This window comes from Corynebacterium sp. Marseille-P8863 (assembly GCF_946902955.1).
GTDB lineage: Bacteria > Actinomycetota > Actinomycetes > Mycobacteriales > Mycobacteriaceae > Corynebacterium > Corynebacterium gottingense.
The window spans coordinates 45,296-64,206 of record NZ_CAMPQC010000016.1 but is presented as its reverse complement, the minus strand read 5'-3'; the positions used below and the strand labels follow the sequence as shown (position 1 = coordinate 64,206).

17 protein-coding genes are annotated in these 18,911 nt (G+C 61.5%); 9 read left to right on the top strand and 8 right to left on the bottom strand.

The window, feature by feature from the left end; all coding sequences use genetic code 11:
• Window positions 1-117: 117 nt before the first annotated feature.
• A complete protein-coding gene (locus tag OVO38_RS12400) occupies window positions 118-429 on the bottom strand; it encodes a type IIL restriction-modification enzyme MmeI (RefSeq protein ID WP_323746832.1) in 312 nt (103 codons plus the stop codon).
• A 17-nt stretch (window positions 430-446) separates the two neighbouring features.
• Window positions 447-563, bottom strand: a complete 117-nt coding sequence (locus tag OVO38_RS12395; protein ID WP_323746833.1) for a hypothetical protein — start codon at window positions 561-563, stop codon at window positions 447-449.
• Between the two features lie 123 nt (window positions 564-686).
• Between OVO38_RS12395 and cas2 the strand changes: the two genes are divergently transcribed.
• From cas2 to OVO38_RS10175, 3 genes are all read left to right on the top strand, one after another.
• Window positions 687-989, top strand: a complete 303-nt coding sequence (gene cas2, locus OVO38_RS10185) for a CRISPR-associated endonuclease Cas2 (protein ID WP_095553810.1) — start codon at window positions 687-689, stop codon at window positions 987-989.
• Window positions 990-1,402: 413 nt separating this feature from the next.
• Entirely contained in the window at window positions 1,403-2,191 is a 789-nt protein-coding gene (locus OVO38_RS10180) for an NADPH-dependent oxidoreductase (protein ID WP_095278428.1), read from the top strand.
• Window positions 2,191-2,622 carry a DUF488 family protein gene (locus tag OVO38_RS10175; protein WP_095553811.1) on the top strand — a complete coding sequence of 144 codons (432 nt, stop codon included), beginning with the start codon at window positions 2,191-2,193 and terminating at the stop codon, window positions 2,620-2,622. The genes OVO38_RS10180 and OVO38_RS10175 overlap by 1 nt, the downstream gene beginning before the upstream one ends.
• 16 nt (window positions 2,623-2,638) lie before the next feature.
• On the opposite strand, the gene OVO38_RS10170 is transcribed toward OVO38_RS10175, so the two are convergent.
• Complete coding sequence (locus OVO38_RS10170) at window positions 2,639-3,046, bottom strand: cupin domain-containing protein (protein WP_267208425.1); 408 nt, start codon at window positions 3,044-3,046, stop codon at window positions 2,639-2,641.
• A 386-nt stretch (window positions 3,047-3,432) separates the two neighbouring features.
• On the opposite strand from OVO38_RS10170, the gene OVO38_RS10165 reads away from it, so the two are divergent.
• From OVO38_RS10165 to OVO38_RS10145, 5 genes are all read left to right on the top strand, one after another.
• The gene (locus OVO38_RS10165; protein ID WP_267208424.1) at window positions 3,433-4,275 is read left to right on the top strand and encodes a hypothetical protein; all 843 of its coding nucleotides are present in this window, start codon (window positions 3,433-3,435) and stop codon (window positions 4,273-4,275) included.
• Window positions 4,276-4,516: 241 nt separating this feature from the next.
• Entirely contained in the window at window positions 4,517-5,989 is a 1,473-nt protein-coding gene (locus tag OVO38_RS10160; RefSeq protein WP_267208423.1) for a DUF3375 domain-containing protein, read from the top strand.
• Window positions 5,990-6,577: a DUF4194 domain-containing protein gene (locus tag OVO38_RS10155; protein ID WP_267208422.1), complete on the top strand. Its 588-nt coding sequence runs from the start codon at window positions 5,990-5,992 to the stop codon at window positions 6,575-6,577.
• Complete coding sequence (locus OVO38_RS10150) at window positions 6,574-9,909, top strand: ATP-binding protein (protein ID WP_267208421.1); 3,336 nt, start codon at window positions 6,574-6,576, stop codon at window positions 9,907-9,909. Before OVO38_RS10155 ends, OVO38_RS10150 begins: the two co-directional genes overlap by 4 nt.
• Window positions 9,896-10,987, top strand: a complete 1,092-nt coding sequence (locus OVO38_RS10145) for a DUF3322 domain-containing protein (RefSeq protein ID WP_267208420.1) — start codon at window positions 9,896-9,898, stop codon at window positions 10,985-10,987. Before OVO38_RS10150 ends, OVO38_RS10145 begins: the two co-directional genes overlap by 14 nt.
• A 19-nt stretch (window positions 10,988-11,006) precedes the next feature.
• Here OVO38_RS10145 and OVO38_RS10140 read toward each other — a convergent pair whose 3' ends face one another.
• Complete coding sequence (locus tag OVO38_RS10140; RefSeq protein WP_267208419.1) at window positions 11,007-12,848, bottom strand: GmrSD restriction endonuclease domain-containing protein; 1,842 nt, start codon at window positions 12,846-12,848, stop codon at window positions 11,007-11,009.
• Window positions 12,849-13,233: 385 nt separating this feature from the next.
• Between OVO38_RS10140 and OVO38_RS10135 the strand changes: the two genes are divergently transcribed.
• The gene (locus tag OVO38_RS10135; protein ID WP_267208418.1) at window positions 13,234-14,166 is read left to right on the top strand and encodes an NAD(P)/FAD-dependent oxidoreductase; all 933 of its coding nucleotides are present in this window, start codon (window positions 13,234-13,236) and stop codon (window positions 14,164-14,166) included.
• 160 nt (window positions 14,167-14,326) lie between these two features.
• Here the strand turns inward: OVO38_RS10135 and OVO38_RS10130 are convergent, their stop codons facing one another.
• The 4 genes from OVO38_RS10130 to OVO38_RS10115 form a co-directional block, all read right to left on the bottom strand.
• Window positions 14,327-15,307: a GIY-YIG nuclease family protein gene (locus OVO38_RS10130; RefSeq protein WP_095545628.1), complete on the bottom strand. Its 981-nt coding sequence runs from the start codon at window positions 15,305-15,307 to the stop codon at window positions 14,327-14,329.
• Window positions 15,308-15,359: 52 nt separating this feature from the next.
• Window positions 15,360-16,706 carry an MFS transporter gene (locus OVO38_RS10125; RefSeq protein WP_095545627.1) on the bottom strand — a complete coding sequence of 449 codons (1,347 nt, stop codon included), beginning with the start codon at window positions 16,704-16,706 and terminating at the stop codon, window positions 15,360-15,362.
• A 31-nt stretch (window positions 16,707-16,737) separates the two neighbouring features.
• Window positions 16,738-18,051 carry an AMP-binding protein gene (locus tag OVO38_RS10120; RefSeq protein ID WP_095545626.1) on the bottom strand — a complete coding sequence of 438 codons (1,314 nt, stop codon included), beginning with the start codon at window positions 18,049-18,051 and terminating at the stop codon, window positions 16,738-16,740.
• Window positions 18,052-18,214: 163 nt separating this feature from the next.
• Window positions 18,215-18,820, bottom strand: coding sequence for a TetR/AcrR family transcriptional regulator (locus OVO38_RS10115; RefSeq protein ID WP_095545625.1), 606 nt, complete (start codon window positions 18,818-18,820; stop codon window positions 18,215-18,217).
• Window positions 18,821-18,911: the final 91 nt, after the last annotated feature.

Genomic DNA, 18,911 nt, shown 5'->3' with positions numbered 1-18,911 from the left:
GCTGGAGTGGTGGACCTTCATGTTGCAAGCCAGGAATCCCGATTCGACGAGCACTTTCCCGCCGTAGCCGGAGGTAAGACCGGGAATCTATAGCTCAAAAAGCACACATTTTGTCGCTTAACCCGAGAATATCCCGGCGCTGACGCTCGGTGGCGATCCTCCCCTTAGCTCCCATCGCCCTGTCGACCCCGCGATCCAGATCCTCATGGCCTTAATCAACTCCGGGGACATAGCCAGTGGGTTGTAGCGATCGGCCAGTGAACATTCCGGGTACAGCGCCCGGGCTTCAAGAACTTGCTTGCCGACATCAGTAATCCGCTCGCGAGTCGAATCAACCAATTCCGGCACGGAGAACGTGTTCCAGACGAGGGTGTTGGAGAAACTGAGGTCAGATTTAAGATGCCCTCCCACTGATCTTTGCCACGTCATGAACATTGAGGATGAAATCAGAGTCCCTCCGGGTCATCCGCCACATAGAGCTCGTTACCGGCGATGACCTCGGGAGGCAGGTGAGCGGCGGGATAGAAATTTCTGGTTTGGGAAACAACCGCAGGAATACCCACATAGTTGGTCTCAGGTTGGTGAGTTTTCTGAAACAGATACGGGGTGGAAGCAGAGAGCTGGGCCAGGATGGTACTCGGCGTAATCACGGGCTCCCAACCATCCTACGAAGGTGTGAAGGTGCGATGAGCCGGGACGATACACGTCGAACGCTTATCTGTTATGACATCATCAATGATCGTCGACGCACACGCATCGCAGATGCACTGTCGGAATTCGGAGACCGGGTGCAGTACAGCGTTTTTGTCGTGGACATCTCACCCGCCAGACTTCTACAAGTGAAGTCCCGCCTGAACACGATTATCGATCCAGGCGAAGACTCCATTCTTTTCTGCGATCTAGGTCGAGTAGCGGAACTGAACGAAACAAAGTTTGGGTATCTTGGAAAATCACGGGAGGTCACAGACAATGACGCATTGATTCTCTAGCAAAATCGGCGACATAGTTTCGAGCGCGCCGGTGTCACGCAAAACCCGGTTTGCACTCGCTCAGTGAATCGCCTGATCAGCATCGTGAACTCAATAGTGGATGACTTTTATAGCGCAACGTCTTGTAGGATTGTCGTCACGCTCGCAAAGCGCTAGATTTACCCTGTTCACTGGTGCTGTTTTTCAGCCCCAGTCGCCGTCCTTTACGGGACGGCCTTTCATTGAGGTTCCATGCTGCGGCACTTCGCCCTTGCTAGAAACGTTCGCCGCCCCTCTGTGGGACGGCCATTCGTTAAGGTCAGTAGCATGAGTCATCCCAGCGACCGCGGGTTCAGCGCCGGAATTTTGGGAGGAGGTGAGGTGGGGACAACGCGGCGTCGATAAGCGATGGGCCCTACGGTAGCGTGGGCTGCATGACTGATGCACTCGCGCCTAAGCCCGAAGACCTCTCTATTGACGCGCCGCCGGCGGTGCGCGCGCAGCTGACGCACCGCACGATCCGCGAGTTCACCGACCAGCCCGTCAGCGACGAGACGCTGGAGACGCTGTACCGCGTGGCCATGCGCACGGCGAGCTCGCGCGGGATGCAGCACGCCAGCGTAATCCGGGTGACGGATCCGGAGCTGCGGGGGCGGCTGGCGGAGATCGGTAATCAGGAGTACGTCAAGCGGGCGCCGGTGTATCTGCTGTTCATCGTGGATTCCGCGCGAAACGCCGCCATCTTGCGCGAACAGGGCTACGACCCGACCGGCGCGGGCAAGACGAAGGTGTTCGTGGAGGGCTTCACTGACGCGTGCCTGATGGCGCAGAACGTGGTCAACGCCGCCGAATCGCTCGGGCTAGGCGCGAACTACCTGGGCAACATCCACAACGACACGGCCGCGGTGATCGAGACGCTGAAGCTGCCGCGCTATACGTTCCCCGTCGTCGGCCTCACGCTCGGCTGGCCGGGGCAGAACCCGCAGCTCAAGCCGCGCATGGCGCCGGAATTCCGCGTCATGGAAAACGGCTACCAGCACCGCACCAACTGGTCCGAGGCACTCGCCGACTACGACCAGGAAATGACCACGTACTACGACCTTCGCAACGCAAACCAGCGCGTGGACAGCTACATCAACCAGGTGGTCAAGCAACTGACACCCAAGCGCGAGCTTCTCGACGAATCGCTGCAGGCCGCCCGCTGGCAAGGGTTCATCATCTAATGCGCCTGTACACATTGGGGTTCTCGCACAAAAGCGCCGAGGAGTTCTTCGACATCCTCCGCGAATCCGGCGCCCGGCGCGTGGTGGACATCCGTCGCTCCAACACGAACCAACTCGCCGGCTTTACTAAGAAGGACGACCTGCGCTACTTCCTCAAGGTCATCCTGGACATGCCGTACACGCACGAGCTCTCCCTCGCGCCCAGCGCCGACCTCATGCACGCCTACCGGCACGACGAGATCGAGTTCGACGAGTTCGCGCGCAAGCTCCGCGCGGAATACGACGACGGCGAGGTCTCGTCGCTGGACCAGTCGCTGTTTAACGACGCCGTACTCCTCTGCTCCGAAGCCGACCCCAGCACCTGCCACCGGCTCGTCGCCGCCGAGTACCTCGCGGAGGCGTGGGACGACGTGGAAGTCGTGCACCTGTAACTTAGTGGCGTTTGGCTCAGTGGCGTTCTCCGGTGATCATGTTGAGCAGGAGCACGTTGCCCTCCTCCGGGGCGCTGTCTGTGCAATACACCGCGTGCGGCACGTAGGCGCGCAGGTGAACGACCTCGCCCGGCTGCAGCGGGAAGCGGTCGCCGCCGCACTCGAACTCAAGCGATCCGCTGACGCACTGCACCGTGATCGGGTGCGCCGCCTTGTGGTCCGGAAGCGCCTGTCCAGGGCAGAAGTTGAACACGATGAGGTTCGCGCCGTCGCCCTGCAACATGCGCTTGACCGCGGGGCGCGCGCCGCCCGGCTTCGGTTCCACGGCGTTCACGGTATCGATGCGCGTTGCGCGGTCGGCGTCGTCGTTGGAGTCGGCGTCGCCGAACACTTCCGGGCGGTTGACGGGGAGATCCTGGTTCATCGTGGCTCCTGGGGTGGTTTCTGGGGTGGTTTCTGGGGTGTTGTTCTGGTTGTTGTTCGGGGTGTTGTGGGCAATTTTACCGGCTCGGGACGTGGAATATCGGGGGGCGTGTAGGTGGTGGGGCTGGCTGCAAACGGAGCTAGCTCCGTTTGGGTCGGCGGCTGGGTCGCGACCTGGGGTTTTGCAGGTGCACGACGTGCAAAAGGAGCTAGCGCCGTTTGGGTGGCGGGGCGTCGAGGTACGGGGCGGGGCTTGGGGGTGGATTCGGGAAACGTGGCAGCTGTCGCGGGGCGTGTGCAGGGGCGCGCCGGCCGGTACTGTGAGGGGTGTTCGAAGCGTTGCCGCGCCCGGCGCGGCCTCGCCGGCCCTCCCGAAAGGACCAGCACATGAGCAGCAAGAACCAGAATCCGTACAAGAACTTCTCGTACCAGCCGAGTTCGAACCAGCCTGGGGCCGGCGGGTCCGGTGTGTTCGGGCCTGGCGAGTTCGGGTCGGGGCAGCACTGGCGCGACGACGTCCCTTCCGACCCGGAGGAAAGAACGCTGTTTGAGTTCAAGAACTGGTGGGTCGTCATCGTGTTGGCGCTGGCGGTGGCCGGGGCGATCGGGTTGATCTACACCTCGATGACCGATGGCCCAAGCGGGGCGGAGACTACGGAGGGTCGGGAACATTCGCCGACGGCAGAGGCTGAGTTCCCGAATTTCGGGGCGGTGGATGAGCGGATCTCGCAAGCCAAGGAGGCGGGCGAGGAGCCCGCCATGTACCGCCCGGACGATTACGACCCAAGATCCGGGGTGCAGGATCCGGTTCCGGTGAGTCCGAGGGGGATGGAGGCTCCGTCGAAAAGCGCCTTCGAGCTCACGCCACTCGAGGCCGGCGAGGTGGCGAACGTCGGGGGCTTGCGCATCGGCGTCGGGCCGGTGCGCGACATGGGGAAATACGGCGAGGACAACATCCTCTGCCACGACGTGTCATTCCTCAACATGACCAATGACGAGCTGTGGATTTCCAAGAGCGACTTCGTGCTCACCATGCCGAGCGGGAAGACCGTGGAGCCCAGCTACGCGCCCGGTTTCAACCACTTGAACTTGACCTTCGAGCACGGGCAAACCAACAGCGGCGTGCTGTGCTTCGAGGCGGAGGCGGAGCCGGGGGCGTACACGGTGAACTTCGCGCCGCGCCCGCTGCACGCGACGCTCGCGGCGTGGAAGTCTGGGATGGGCGGGTAGTTGGCTGGCTTGGCTGGCTTGGCTGGCGTTTCGTGGGTGTTTCGTGGGCGTTTCACCAGGCCAGGCGACACGGGCGGCGCTGGTGCAAACGGAGCTAGCTCCATTTGGCCGAACAGCCAGACCGCGACCTGGGGTTTTACGGTCGGCGCTGTTGTAGATGGAGCTAGCTCCATCGAGGCCAACCGCCCACCCGTTCGAGAAAACCGCAGGTCATGTCCGGTGCCGTTGTTAGGTTGAAGGCATGAACAGCATCTCAGTGGTTGCCACGACGCTTGAGCAGCTCAGGCTATCCACCTCGAACCCGGCCTGGGTGATACTTCGCGCAAAGAATGCCCCCGCCGTCCTGGCCATCCTACGGTCGGTGTTTGAGGGGGACAATCGCCAGGTCGCTGGCTCCGATTTCGCGCTCGCCGTCGACGCCATGCTGGTGGACATCCGCGAGCAGACCGGCATGGAGCTGCCGAAGACCGGTGTGGCCTACATCAATGACTGGGTCAAGGACGGGTACTTGGTCCGCCGCAGTCCGCAGAGCACCCGCGAGGAACTGTACGAGTTGTCCACCGACGCCCACGTGGCGATCGACTACGTGCAGCAGCTCACCAATCCGCAGCGGTCGGTGACGAAGTCGCGGCTGAGCACCCTCATTACTGGCTTGCGCGACCTCGCCGCCGAAACCGACGAAGACGAGGCGAACGCGATCCGCAGGCTGGAGGCGCAGCGGGATGCTATCCAGCACCGGATCGACCAGGTTCGTATGAACGGCGTTGTCTCCATCTCGGACGAGGAAGCGGTGGAAAAGGCGCGGGAGATCCTGTCGCTGGTCAGCGACCTTCCCACCGATTTTTCGCGTGTGCGCGAGGAGATCGAGGACGTGGACCGGGAGCTTCGTGAGTCCATCGTCGAGGAGAAGCTTCACGCGCGCGACGTGCTGGAGAACGTGTTCCGTGGCGTGGACCTCATCACGCAGTCCGAGGCTGGCAAAGCGTTTAGCGGTTTCTACGAGGTCTTCTTGGACCCGGAGCAGTCGAAGCAGCTCGACGCCACCGTGAGTACCGTCCTGTCGCGCGACTTCGTGCGCAAGCTCTCGCCGATGGAGCGCGCTGAGCTGGGCCAATTCGTGGACACGCTGGACGTGTCGTCGGGCCAAGTCCACGATTCCATGACCAACCTTTCGCGCTCTTTACGACGCTTTGTGCAATCCCGTGAAGCCGAGTCCCAGCAGGCACTGATCAAGTCGATCAACGCCGCGCAGCAGATGGCGCTGCAGCTCGCGCAGGAGGGCATCGGCACCCACAGCCCGGTCGGTGTTGAGTTGGAGTTAACAACGATGCAGCCTACGTCACTGTCCAGCTGGAAGCTGCACGACCCGATGGAGTACAAGATCGACCGCGGCATGGAGATCAATGAGCAGGGGTCGATCGATATGGAGGCGATGCGCCAGCGCATCCGGGAGAACGAGATCGACTGGGAGGAGCTGCGCGGGGCGGTGAACGACGTGGTGGAGCGAGATGGCAGGGCGTCGATAAGCGATGTGCTCTCCGCGCACCCTGCGACCCAGGGGCTTGCGAGCGTGGTGGGGCTGATCAAACTTGCGCGCAGGCACGGCGAGCGAAGGGACGGCACCGAGCTGCTGCATTGGACGCGCGCGGACGGCACGAGGCTGCGCGCGCGATACGAACGGTTTGAATTCGACACCACGATTGGACGGCCATAAATGGACAACAGACTCTACGACGGCGACACCGGCACGCTCACCGGCCCGCAGCGCAGGGCGCTCGCGGAGCTCATCCGCGGCCCGTACGTGTCCAGCATCAAGACGCCGGAGGTGTTTCAGACCGTGTCCGGGTCTCGCGAAGTGCTCGCGCAGCAGCTGGACAACCTCTTCCTCACGCTCATCGTGGACGATGACGCGGGCGTGGCCTACACCAAAGCGTGGGAGGTGGACGTCCCCGACAAGCGCGCGATGCTGCGCAAGACCTCGCTGACCTTCATGGATACGGTCATAATTCTGCACCTGCGGCGCGAGCTCGTCTCCACCAGCCCCACCGAGCGCACGATTGTCAACGAAGACGAGGTCTTCGAGGCCACGGTGCCCTACCAGGGGAAATCCACAACCGATAAGTCGAATCCACGCAAGCAGTTCACGGCGTCGTGGAACAAGATGAAGCGGAACTCCATCGTCATCGACACCCCGACCGAAGGCCGGTTCGAGGTCTCCCCCGTCCTGCGCATCGTCTTCTCCGGCGAGGAGATCGCCGCAATCACCGAATCCTTCCGCACCTTTCTGGAGCAGCAGCCATGACCACCATCCCCGGCCAATTCCGCCTCTCCCGTGTCCAGGTCTACAACTGGGGCACCTTCAACGGCCTGCACAGCGTCGACATTGCCCGCGAAGGCTACCTCATCACCGGCCCCTCCGGCTCCGGCAAGTCCACGCTCATCGACGCCATCTCCGCCATCCTGGTCCCGCCGAGCAAGCGCTCGTTCAACGCCGCTGCGGACAACCAAAAGCGTTCCGGGCGCACCATGATCACGTACTGCCGCGGGGCGTGGCGCCGTGAACACTCCGAGGACTTGGATGAGCTGACCCGCTCGTACCTCCGGAACGGCGCGACGTGGAGCGGCGTGCTCCTCCGCTACGAAAACGGCACGGGCGAGACGATCACCGCCTGCAGGCTCATGTTCCTCGCCGCCAACGCGCACGCTGACCAGGACATCACGGACCTGTATCTGCTACTGCCGCGCGATGCGGATCTCACGGAGTTTGAAACGCTTGCGGTGAAGAACCTGCCGATCACGCAGGCGAAGCAGGACTACGGCGATGCGCTGAACGTGGGGCGCAAGCACCCGCAGTTCATCGCCGCGCTGCAGCGAGCGCTGGGCATCGCCGACAGTGGCGCGCTCGAGCTCCTGCACCGCACGCAATCAGCGAAGACGCTGGGGGATCTCAACCACCTCATGCGCACCTTCATGCTTCCGGAGCCCGACACGTTTGCCGTGGCCAAACAGGCGGCCGAGAACTTCACCGCGCTGCACGGCGCCTACACCGCAGTGGTAAACGCGCGTGAGCAGATCGAGCACCTCGTTCCCGTCCGCGAAGCCGCGCATGCTCGCGAGGAGATCGCCCGTGCCACCGCGGTTGTGGCCGAGGAACAGGCGTGGCTCGACCCCTTCGTCTTCGGCTGGAAGGCGCAATTCGCCGAGCGCGCCTGCGAGCGGCACCGCAACGACCTCGAAGCGCTGGGCGGCGCGATCACGGCCGGCGAGGCTGAAGTAGAGACGCTTCGCAGCGAGCGCGAGGAGCTGCGCCAGCTTATCGACGGCAAACAGGACACCGGCCTGGCCAAGGCCGAAATGACCCGCGACAGCCGCCGCACACGCCTCGACCAGGTCAACAAGGCCGCGGAAGCCTTCGCCTCCCGGCTGCGGGTGCTCCAACTCACGCCACCTGGCTCAGCGGAGGAATTTGCGCGCATTTCACACCAGCTGGGAAAGGACCTGCACAACCTGTGCGCGCAGCACGACGCAGAAGACGCCAAAGCTACCACCGCGATCCAGCTCGTGGGCAAGCTGCAGGAGACCCAGACAGCCTTCAAGACCGAGCTGCAAACGCTGCACAAGTACAGTTCAGCGATGGATTCTCGACTGCTGCGAGCTCGCGCCATAATCGCCGACGCGGCCGGCATCCGCGAGAAAGACCTGCCGTTTGTGGCCGACCTCATCTCTGTCAGTCAAGGCGAAGGCGCCTGGCAGGGCGCGGCCGAGCGCGTCATGGGCGGGTTCGCCCGCACACTCTTGGTACCCGAAGAGCACTACCGCGCAGTCTCGACAGCTATTGATGCCACGCACCTTGGCGCAAAGCTGCAGTACACCCGCATCACACCGGAGCAGGAGTTCGCGGCGCCCCGGAGCTTTCAACACGGCACGCTCGGCACGAAGATCGACGTGGCCGACGGGCGCTTTTACAACTGGGTGCAGTCGCAGCTCGCCCGCCGGTTCGACCACCAGTGCTGCGAGTCCCTGGATGAGTTCCGGCGCGCCCGTCGCGCGGTAACCCGCAATGGCCAGGTCAAGCACAGCGAAGCGGACCACGTGAAGGACGACCGCCGGCGCATCGACGACACGAGCACGTGGGTGTTGTGGGGCAATCTGGACGACAAGATCGACGCACTGCACGTAGAGCTGCAACGCGTGGGCAAGGAGCTAGCGCAGGCGGAGCAGGCGCGCGATACCGCAAAGCGCCGTATGAAGAGGGCCCGCGACCAGATTTCCACGGTGGAGCGTCTCCAAGAGACAACAGATTTCAGCGAGATCGACACCGCGACCGCGGCCCGCCTGCTCGCAGAGTCGCAGGAGCTGGTGGACCGGCTCACCGACGGCAACGCGGAGGTCGCCGAATTGAAGAAGCAATTCAAAGTCCGCGAGAAGCGACTGGGCCAGGCCCAAGGCCACCTCAACGGGCTGATTGAACAGCGCGGCGGGCTGCGCCAAAAGCTCGAGCAGGCGGAACAGGCGCTTGCCGAGGCTCAGGCGCGCCTCGAGCGCGGAGCCCCACCGGAGGAGGTCCACGGCAGGCTGTCCAAGCGTGCCGGCACCATCGACGAGAAGAATATCGACCGCGTGCACGAGCAGCTGCGCAAGGCCATCACCGCCGAGCTCGACGAACTCAACCGCCGCGACCTCAAGTGCGAGAGCCGGATGCTCGACGCAATGCACCGCTACCTGCACAAGTGGGAGAGCCGCAAGGGCGACCTGCAGGCGGACAAGAGCTACCAGCAGGCGTTCTTGTCCGAGCTGGACCGCCTTGAAACGGAGAACCTGCCGAGCTTCGAGCAGGAGTTCAAGGACCTCCTCCAAGAACAGACGCGCACGCACTTCGGCCGCCTCCGCCGCCTCATCCGCGAGGCCGCCAGCAATACGCGCAAGTCCATCCAAACCATCAACGATTCCCTGGCGCAGGTCGAGTTCTACCCCGGCACGCACCTGCAAATTGAGGTCCGCGAGGCGCAGCCGCAGATCGCCCGCAAGTTCATCGAGCTTATCGACACCACGCTCGACGGCATGATCAACGAGGCCGATCTAGAGGACAGCGAGCGCCGCTTCCACACAATCCGCGAGGTGATCGAGGCGGTCACGATCTCCGACACCACGAGCGCCCGCGAACAGAAGCTGCGCCTGGACACGCGTCAGCACGTGAAGTTCCTGGGCGTGGAGTACGGCACCGACGGCGTCCGCGGCGCGGTATACGACTCTGCCGAAGGACTCTCCGGCGGCCAGGCCCAGAAGCTCTCCTCCTTCTGCCTCGCCGCCGCGCTGCGCTACCGGCTCACGGGGATGGGCGCGAACCCGTCGCAAGCGAACAAATCCGTGGTCGAGGTTGAGGATGCGATGTACCCCCGCTTTGGCACCATCGTGCTGGATGAAGCCTTCGACCGCGCCGACGCCGAATTCACGCGCGCGGCCATGGGAGCGTTCAGAAAGTTCGGATTCCACATGATCCTCGCCACGCCCGAGAAGCTTTTGCAGACGGTGCAGGACTACATCGGCGGCGTGCTGATGGTGGAGTGCCCGGACCGCAAGCACTCGCAGACCAGCACACTCACCATCGAGGAGGCCCTCGATGAAGACCTGTGACCAGGTACGCACACGCGCTGCCACGTTCTATGCCCGCAACCACCGGGCCTGGCTTGCCGGCGATTTCTCGCCGCTCACGGTGAACCTGCTGCCACCGACGGGCCGTGCCGCCGAGCTTGATGAGGGGCGCGCGGTGCAGGCCTGGATCCAGGAATGGAAGCGCAGCCGCATCACTGCGGAGTGGGAGGAGAAGAAGCTCGGCTACCTGGGCACCTACGCACTCCCGGCGCGCGTAGTGCTGGACAGCCCCGCCACTGCTGCCCGCGTTGCCGGTCGCGCTAAGCATTGGCTGCGCATCAACACGCTGCTCGACGGCTTTGCCGCCTCACTTGGCGACGACGTCCGTAGCCCCTTGATAAACAAGCTCGCTGCGTGGGAGGCGTGGGATGATGCCACCGTCGCCCGCTTTGTCAGCGTGGTGCGGTGGCTGCGCACGCATGACGCGTCTGACTACTACGTCCGTGAACTCCCGATCTTCGGCGTGGATTCTAAGTGGGTGGAGGCCCACCGCGCAGTACTGACTGCCGTAGTCGGCGAGTTGACGTTTCGCGACAAGCCGGTCCTGATGGAGCTGCGTAGCCTTGACGCAAGCGTGGCGTTCTGCGGGGTGCGGCACTGGTCCTGCCCGCTTTCTGAACTCATCGATCTGCCGGCCCACCGCGTGCTGTTCGTGGAAAACCACCACACCTTCCTCGCCCTGCCAGATATGCCGGACACCATCGCGATCTTCAGCAGCGGCCTACTGGCACAGGTACTGGCGAAACAGCTGCCGTGGCTTGCCTCGAAAGAGGTGCTGTACTGGGGAGACATGGACTCCTACGGCTTCTACATCCTGGACACGGTACGCAAGTACCTGCCGCACACCCGGTCGATACTCATGGACATCGACACCGCCCGCGACCACGACGCCCTCGCCGTCGAAGAGCCAAACCCCAGCCGCTTCACCCCAGCGCGACTTACTTCTGAGGAGGCCGACGCCCTGGACTACCTGCGCAGCCACTCCTCCACCGGGTGCCTGCGCATCGAGCAGGAACGCATCGTTTTCGACTACGCAGTGGAGCGGCTGCGGGATGTGTAGGTTTCGCCAGGTGTCGGCATCATTCCAGCTCGTTTGGATCCTCATCAACGCTCTCGAAGTGCGTTGAGTCCTCTTCGCCTCGGCCATCGGCTACATCCCGTGGCACTGCCTTGCCCATTGCTTTTTCAACCAGCATGCAAAGTGCTTCACGGCGTTGAGAGAAGAACGACGCAAAATCATCTCCGCGCATCGCCGCCGGGGAGACTACGTGCGTTGCCAGGATCTCATCGACTTCCGCTGCGCTAAGCTGAGTTCTCTCCTGCACTTCGGCCAAATAGCGTGATGGGGCTACGCCGCCAATGATCCGGTTCGTCCTCGCACTGAGCATCGTCTTATTCACGATGGACTCACGCTGCTCCGAGTCAATCTCGTTTTTCTTGCACCAGTCCTGCGGAAAGATATGGTGGATATCCACCGCAAGCTGCTGGTATTGGTAGGCACCGAACGTCTTGGCTTCCATCCAATCAATGCATCCGTTCCCCATGATCAGTGCCATAATCCCCTTGTACGCTGCAGAGTTCCGAGTTCGCATGGAATGCAGGCGAGACTCGACAAAGTTGGCATCTGCCACAGTGCGTGGGGTTGGCGCCGAGACATCGCGGGCCCACGCTGGGACCATCTCAAGATCCCGAACGAAGCGAGTTTCAATTGCGCTGCCGTATAACTCGCCGAAAACACCAGCCCAATACCACTTGACCAGGCGTGCACGGACTTGGTGGAGATCCGCGTCGGCCCCAAGCTCGACACGCAATGCAGCCAGCGGCACAAGCTGCTTCAAGTATGGAACATCAGCCGCCTGGAAGATGTGGAGATCGGCGAGGAAGTCCGCAGCCCAGATAAACGCATCCCGAAGCGGGTCGCGCCAGTCAAGATATTCGGGAAGCGTGAGTTTCAGTACGTCCTCGCGCTTTGCTGTGACACCAATCTTGCGGCTGCGTTCAGCAGCCTCGCGTTTCCGCTTCAAGCTCACAAGCATGGTGACGGCTTGAAGGAAATCAGTGTTCTCCACCTTGTTCAGGACGGGGTACTTCGCCCAGTACTGACGGGTTTCTTGCCAGTCATCGTTCAACCGGAAATCATTCTTCGTCTTGGCGTAGTAGTCGGCGTCACCGGCAAACATTGCTGTAAGAAGTTCAAACACGTTGAGCGGTAGCCCACCAATGTTTACCTTCTCGAATACCGTCGCCACAGCCGCTTTGTCAGTCTCTCGATCCAATTCGATCGCAGGAAGTTTGTAACTCTTCGCTGGGAAAACAAATTGACTGCCGAAGCGCTGGACGACCTCCGGGTTCGGTGCCGTCATCGCCCAGGAAAACCACGCTTCTGAGTCATATAACAGAGTGATCGGAATATAGCCTTGCTCTTGCTGTGCTTCACGCGTGCTCAGATCGAGCACAACATCTCGATCAAAGTTCGTCTTGATCTTGCCGTCTTCAGGTACGGCGATTACCGCCTCCTCGATATTCTGCGGATCTTCTACAGCCAGGTTGATGTCTACGAAGAAACGACGGCCAAACAATTTGCCACGAGAATCCTTGGTTTGCACTACACCGTCACCCGACAGCGCCTGCGTGAGAGAAGTGAGCCGCTGTTGACCGTCGAGTAACAGGAATTGTGGTTTCGTTCCCTCTGGAAATTCCGTCCCCTCGACTGGCCGTGGTTTAAATCGAATCTGGTCGTTTCCAGTCTCCAGAAGCATGACCACGCCCATGGGGTGTCCTCGCAGCACCGTAATCAGGAGTTGCCGGACTCGCTCTTCGTCCCACTTGTAGCCACGCTGAAAATCGGGCAACTGGATCGTCCCGTTGTTAGTCCGCTCCAGAAACTTTTCGAGCTCGATCATCGGGGTCTGAAAACCCATTCGGGAAACTCCTCTGCTTATGGTGACACGTCTCTGACCAGGTTATCCCATTGGCATCGCGCAAACTGGCCGGAGCAAGAAACTTCTCTCATGCGCACATCGTCGAGACTTCACGACGCTCCGATCTCTCCTTCATCTGGGGAAGGTTTGTTATGTCCATAGAGTTTTTGGACAAGGAGTCCATTGACTTTTTGGACACGTCTGGGGAAGGTTGGCAAAGCGGGTCTAAAAGGAGCTAGCTCCATTTGGCCGAACCGTCGGACCGCGACCTGGGGTTTTCCGGGCGGCGCTGTTGTAGATGGAGCTAGCTCCGTTTGCAGCGCCCCCATATCGCTACGGTGGCGTGTGGACCAGCCCAAACCACGCCGTCGAAAGAGGACCCCGCATGCCGAACACTGACAACGCCCGCACCGACGTCGCCGTCATCGGCGGCGGATTCGCCGGCACCGCCGCAGCGATCACGCTCGCCCGCGCCAACCGTCGGGTCACGCTCATCGACGCAGGCCAGCCCCGCAATCGCTTCAGCGAACACGCCCACGGCATCCTCGGCATGGACGGCGTTCCGCCGATGGAGCTGCGCGATCGGGGCCTCACCGAGTTCCAATCCTTCGGCGGCACCCTCGTCCGCGCCACCGCGGACGCGCTCTCTCCCACCAACGGCGGCTGGCTCGCCACGCTGTCCACCGGCGAGGTGCTCCGATCCCGCCACGTCGTCGTCGCCACCGGCATCACCGACCGCCTTCCCGACGTCCCCGGCCTGCGAGAACTGTGGGGCACGCGCGTCTTCCACTGCCCCTACTGCCACGGCTGGGAAGTCCGCGGCCGCAGCATCGCGCTGATCGGCGGCGCGAATCCGCCGTTTACGGTGAACGTCGCAAAGCTTTTGACCAAGTGGACCGACCGCCTCACCTTCTTCCCCAACGGGCTTTCGCTTGACGACGCCACCCGCCACCTCCTCCACGCCCTCGGCGCCACGATCAGCGACGCCCCGGTCACCCGCGTGGACCCCGACGCCGCCTCCGCAACCGGCGTGGTCGTGCGCGCCGGCGACGCCGCCACCGCGTTCGACGCCTGCTTCACCGGGCCCGACTTCCTCCCCAACGACGCGCTGCTCAAGCAGGCCGGCTGCGCTACCGTCGACGGCACGGCTGACGGCTGGGTGCGGGTGGACGGTGGTGGGACGTCGATAAGCGGGCTCTGGGCCGCGGGCAACGTGGTGAGCTCGCCGGATCAGGTGCCGCAGGCGATGGGCGCGGGCGCGGCCGTGGGCATCAAGGTGGACCAGGCGATGCTGGCGGAGGATGTCGCGGGGCTCTAGGCGCGCCGCCTGCGCTGCGCAGGCTGGATTGCGACGCAATTTTACCGTGAGAAGTTTTGAGGTTTCGGGAAACGTGAAACTTTAGGGGCCTAAGGTTTCACGTTTTGCCAGACGCGAAAGGTTAAGCCACCAAAGTTTAAGGTTCTCGCAGCGGCTGGCCTCATGGGGTACACCACTCCGGGTTTCCCCACTTCGCTGCCGCACCGAGTAGATCGGTCGCGAGCTCCGCACTGTGGAAGCGCCGGTACATCGTGCCTCCGTGCCGCATCATCCGGACGTTGAGGGCGTACGCGCTCTCCACCATCGCGTCGCGAGCAGGGAAATCCTCTGTACCTGCGAGGATGTCGTACAGGAAGTAGGCGTTGAAGGTCCACCGCGTTGTTTCCGCAATCGGGTAGTCGACCTCGTCGACCTGCCAGCCGTCGTGGTCCCCGTAGTATTTCTGCAGATCCTCGTTCCGCTCGGTGTTGATCCACACCTGCGGATGCTCTCCGTCGTACATCTCCCCGACCATCACCTCGATGTTCCCCGTGCTGATGCAGAAGGTGCGGAAGTAGTCGCGCTGCCGATTGGTCGAGGGCATTACCGTCGCGGTCCAGAGCTTTCCTTCTGTGGCCACCGGGTCCGGAATCGTCTCATGAATAAACCACCCGGCGATCTCGCGGGTGAAGAAGTAGTCGGGACGGCGAGCAAGTTTGAAAAACTTTGCTCGGGAAGCCGGCTGCACGAGATCAGACACCGCCGTCCGCTTCGAACGGTCCCACGGCAGGGATACGCTGTTGCCTTCGGTCACCTCGATGACGTAGTCTTTGTCGCCGCGCGGCCGCTTCGTATCCACCACGTTGCGCACCGGGCTCACGCGTTCGGTCTCTGCGATGAGGATGCGCTCTGCCGCCAGCAGCGGTTCGGGCTCGGGCACCGGGAAGAATTCGAGACCAACGATGTCATCCCATCGACGGTGGTGGTTAGCAAACCTTCGGACAACGTCTACGGCCTGCCCGACGTACGCCTCACCGTTTTCAAAGCTTAGCCGATAGATCCCGCGTTTTTCCTTCCCCGCGAACAGGATCGCGACCGAATCGAGGTCATCCACCTGATACGCCGTGCCACGGAAAGACGCCTGCTCAAACTCGATGCTCATGTTCCGAGCATGTCACGGATAGCAGGCCTCCTCAGCCGAAATCAGGAACGATCTACTCGCTCAGGCTCCGTCCTTGAATGCCCTTCTGAACCCCGAGAACGCCGAGGAGGGAAATCAAACACACGATAGCGATGTACACACCGATGTAGATTGCGTTACCGCTGCGTTCCAAGATCATCTGCGAGATCATCGGAGCAAACGCACCACCAATAATCGAGCCCAGGGCGTACCCGATATTCAAACCGGAGAGACGTACAGAAGCTGGAAACATTTCCGCATATAGCGCCGGCTGGCCACCGTAGGTGAACCCGAGCAGGCTCCCGAGCACGATAGTGCCCATCGCAAACAGAAAGATTTGCCCCGAGTCAACGAGCACCCACGTTGGGAGCGCCCAGAGGATCAGTGCAAGGTAGCCCCAGATGAAGATGGTCCTTCGCCCCACTACATCAGAGAGCAAACCGCCGATGAGCGTTGAGAGGAACCATGCGCCGCTCGCCAGCAGCATGATTCCTAGGACCGTTGCACGCGGAAAGCCAAGCACCTTTGACCCATACGACACGAAGAATGCAATCACGAGGTACCCAGCCGCATTGTTACCTGCGAAGATCAGTGCGCACAGACCCACCAACTTTGAATGCCCAGCAAAGAGATCTTTGAGCGGCGCGGAGGAGCGCTCGCGCAACTCTTCGATCTCCGTGAACACCGGAGATTCCTCGACGCTCTTTCGGATAAAGAATCCAACCAGAATGAGCACCAACGACGAAAGGAATGGGATTCTCCATCCCCACGCTTCAAACTGCTCGGGTGACATCGCAGCCGTTAGCGTCAGCATCATAATGGTCGCCAGCATCATTCCTAGTGGGACACCGAGCTGCGGGAAGGCACCAAAATAGCCACGCCGCACCGCGGGTGCGTGCTCGACCGCGATCAGCGCAGCACCGCCCCACTCCCCACCAGCAGACATGCCTTGGATGATTCGCAGCACCACGAGAAGAATTGGCGCTGCAATGCCCCACGCGGAATACGTCGGCAAGAGCCCCATGAGAAACGTAGCTATCCCCATACCCATCAGCGTGATGACCAGGACAGGTTTTCGTCCCATACGATCACCCAGATGGCCAGCGATAATCGCACCAAACGGGCGGAAGAGAAAGGAGATGCCTAGTGAGGCCCACGCGATAATCTGCGCCAGCCCCGGGGAGTCATTCGAAACGGGGTTGAAAAACTGCGTCGCGAAAATCAATCCCGCTGCTTGGGCGTAAATGAAGAAATCGAACCACTCGATCGTGGTGCCGACGAGAGCACCACCCAGTACGCGTTTATGCTCATTCGTGAGTTTCTCGCGTGTGGTTGGCTCATTTGCGATGAGGCTGGATTCTTTTCTGGGTGAAGTTGTCACTGTTGGTCCTTTCGGGCCGTTTGCTCAGGGGCTACCCTTTCGGGCGGTTGTCCACCAGGCGCTTCGCCTTACCTTCGCCGGTATCCACGTGTGGCTTGATCACTACATCTACCGTGATTCCGATGCGGTCCTTGATGGCTTTCTTCAAAGTCCGCGACGACAGTTCAATGTCAGCCTCACTCGCTTCCGGCGAATGTTCGACCACGAGAGTGAGATTGTCCATGCGGCCCTTCCGGTCAAGTACACACTGGTAGCGCGGTCGCAGCTTAGAATCCTCAGTGATGATCTCTTCAAATTGGCTGGGGAAACAGTTCACGCCGCGAAGGATGATCATGTCGTCGTTTCGCGCAGAAATGCGGTCGATGCGTCGCATCGAGCGGGCTGTTCCTGGAAGCAATCGGGTGATGTCGTGGGTGCGGTACCGGATGACAGGGAATGCTTCTTTGGTCAGTGGGGTGACAACCAGCTCGCCGAACTCACCGTCTTCAACGGGCTGTCCAGTTTCCAAGTCCAGGATTTCCGGGTAGAAGTGGTCCTCCCAAATGGTCAGACCGTCTTTGGTCTCGATGCACTCCTGCGCAACACCCGGCCCCATGACCTCGGACAGACCGTAAATGTCGGTTGCGTCGATGCCCCATCCGTTTTCCAGCTCCTCGCGCATACCTTGGGTCCACGGCTCAGAGCCGAAGATGCCGACGCGTAGCGACGATTCACGCGGATCCTGCCCTTCGGCGCGCATCCGGTCGAGCACGTTAAGCATGTACGAGGGCGTGCCGAGGATGGCGTCTGGCTCAAAGTCGCGCATGATCTGGATCTGGCGCTCCGTCTGGCCACCTGAGGTAGGAATGGCGGTTGCTCCAAGCTTCTCCACACCATAATGGGCACCAAGTCCGCCAGTAAAAAGTCCATACCCGAAGGTAACCTGCACCTTGTCGCCGGGTCGGACACCGCCCGCGCGCAGGGACCGCGCCATGAGTTCTGCCCAGGTTTCCACGTCCTTGTGCGTGTAAGCAACCACTGTGGGCAGGCCCGTCGTGCCGGAAGAAGCGTGGACGCGGGCGATCTGGTGCTGCTGCACTGCAAACATTCCGAACGGGTAGTTTCGACGCAGGTCAGATTTGTCCGTCAGCGGGAACTTGGAGAGGTCAGCAAGCTCCTTGAAGTCGTCGGGGTGCACCCCCGCTTCATCGAACGCATTGTGATAGTGGTCAACGTGGTAGTACGCGTGGCGCAGCGTGTTCTTCATACGGGCTGTCTGGAGCGCTGTGATCTCGTCCCTTGAGGCGTACTCAATCGAGGTCGAAGGGCCGGCGTATGTGGAAGTGATGTCGTAGTTTGCAGTCAAGGGGATGCACCTTTCTCGCTGTAGCCGGATGGCACCGGCCAATGTTTACTGACCAATCGGTCAGTTCCTTGTGAGTTAGGCTACATCGCGAAGTGAGTGTTTTCCACAACATTTTCAAAATGATTTGCAATGCACACCACCCCTTTCGTTCAAAAAGGCTTCGCTATCTGCGACAGGAGACCCCCTCCCATACAAAACGCTGCACCATATCGGCCAATTCATCCAGCGGCGACTCCCCTTGCGGCTGGTACCAATCCACCATCGAGTTCACCACACCAAAGATCAGCCTCGCCGCCACGCCTGGCAAGATGTCGCTTCGAATTACCCCCGCTTCTTGCCCCTCTGCGACTAGTTCGACCATCGTCCCTGTGATCGCGCGGCGACGGTCAAGCGCACGTTTTTCCACGTCGGAGTTCCCCCGGAGACGTAGCAAAAGCGCAATCTCGGCCTGCCGCTCCCCTAAAACCTTCACCGCACCGTCGATGAGAAACCGCAGCTTGTGTTCGATCCCCCCATCAAGACCTTGCGCCTGGTCAACCACACTGGAAAGCGCATCGAGGGCAACCGTCGTGGCCTCTTCGAGGAGCTGCTCCTTAGAGGAAACATGGTGGTAAATCGCCGACTTTGACACCCCCAACCGCTGAGCCAAACTTCCCATCGATGTCGCCTCATACCCCCGGTCCAAGAATTCATCAATCGCCTCAGCGATTACCTCGTCCCTGGTATAGCCGGGACGCCCGCGCCCAGGCGAAGTATCCGTTTGCCCCACGTCGAATCCTCTTTCATCTCTATTTCCTCAACACCACCCATCCTAAGAGCACTTCCCGCCTGCCCAACACGTCGAGCCTACAGTTCCCCAA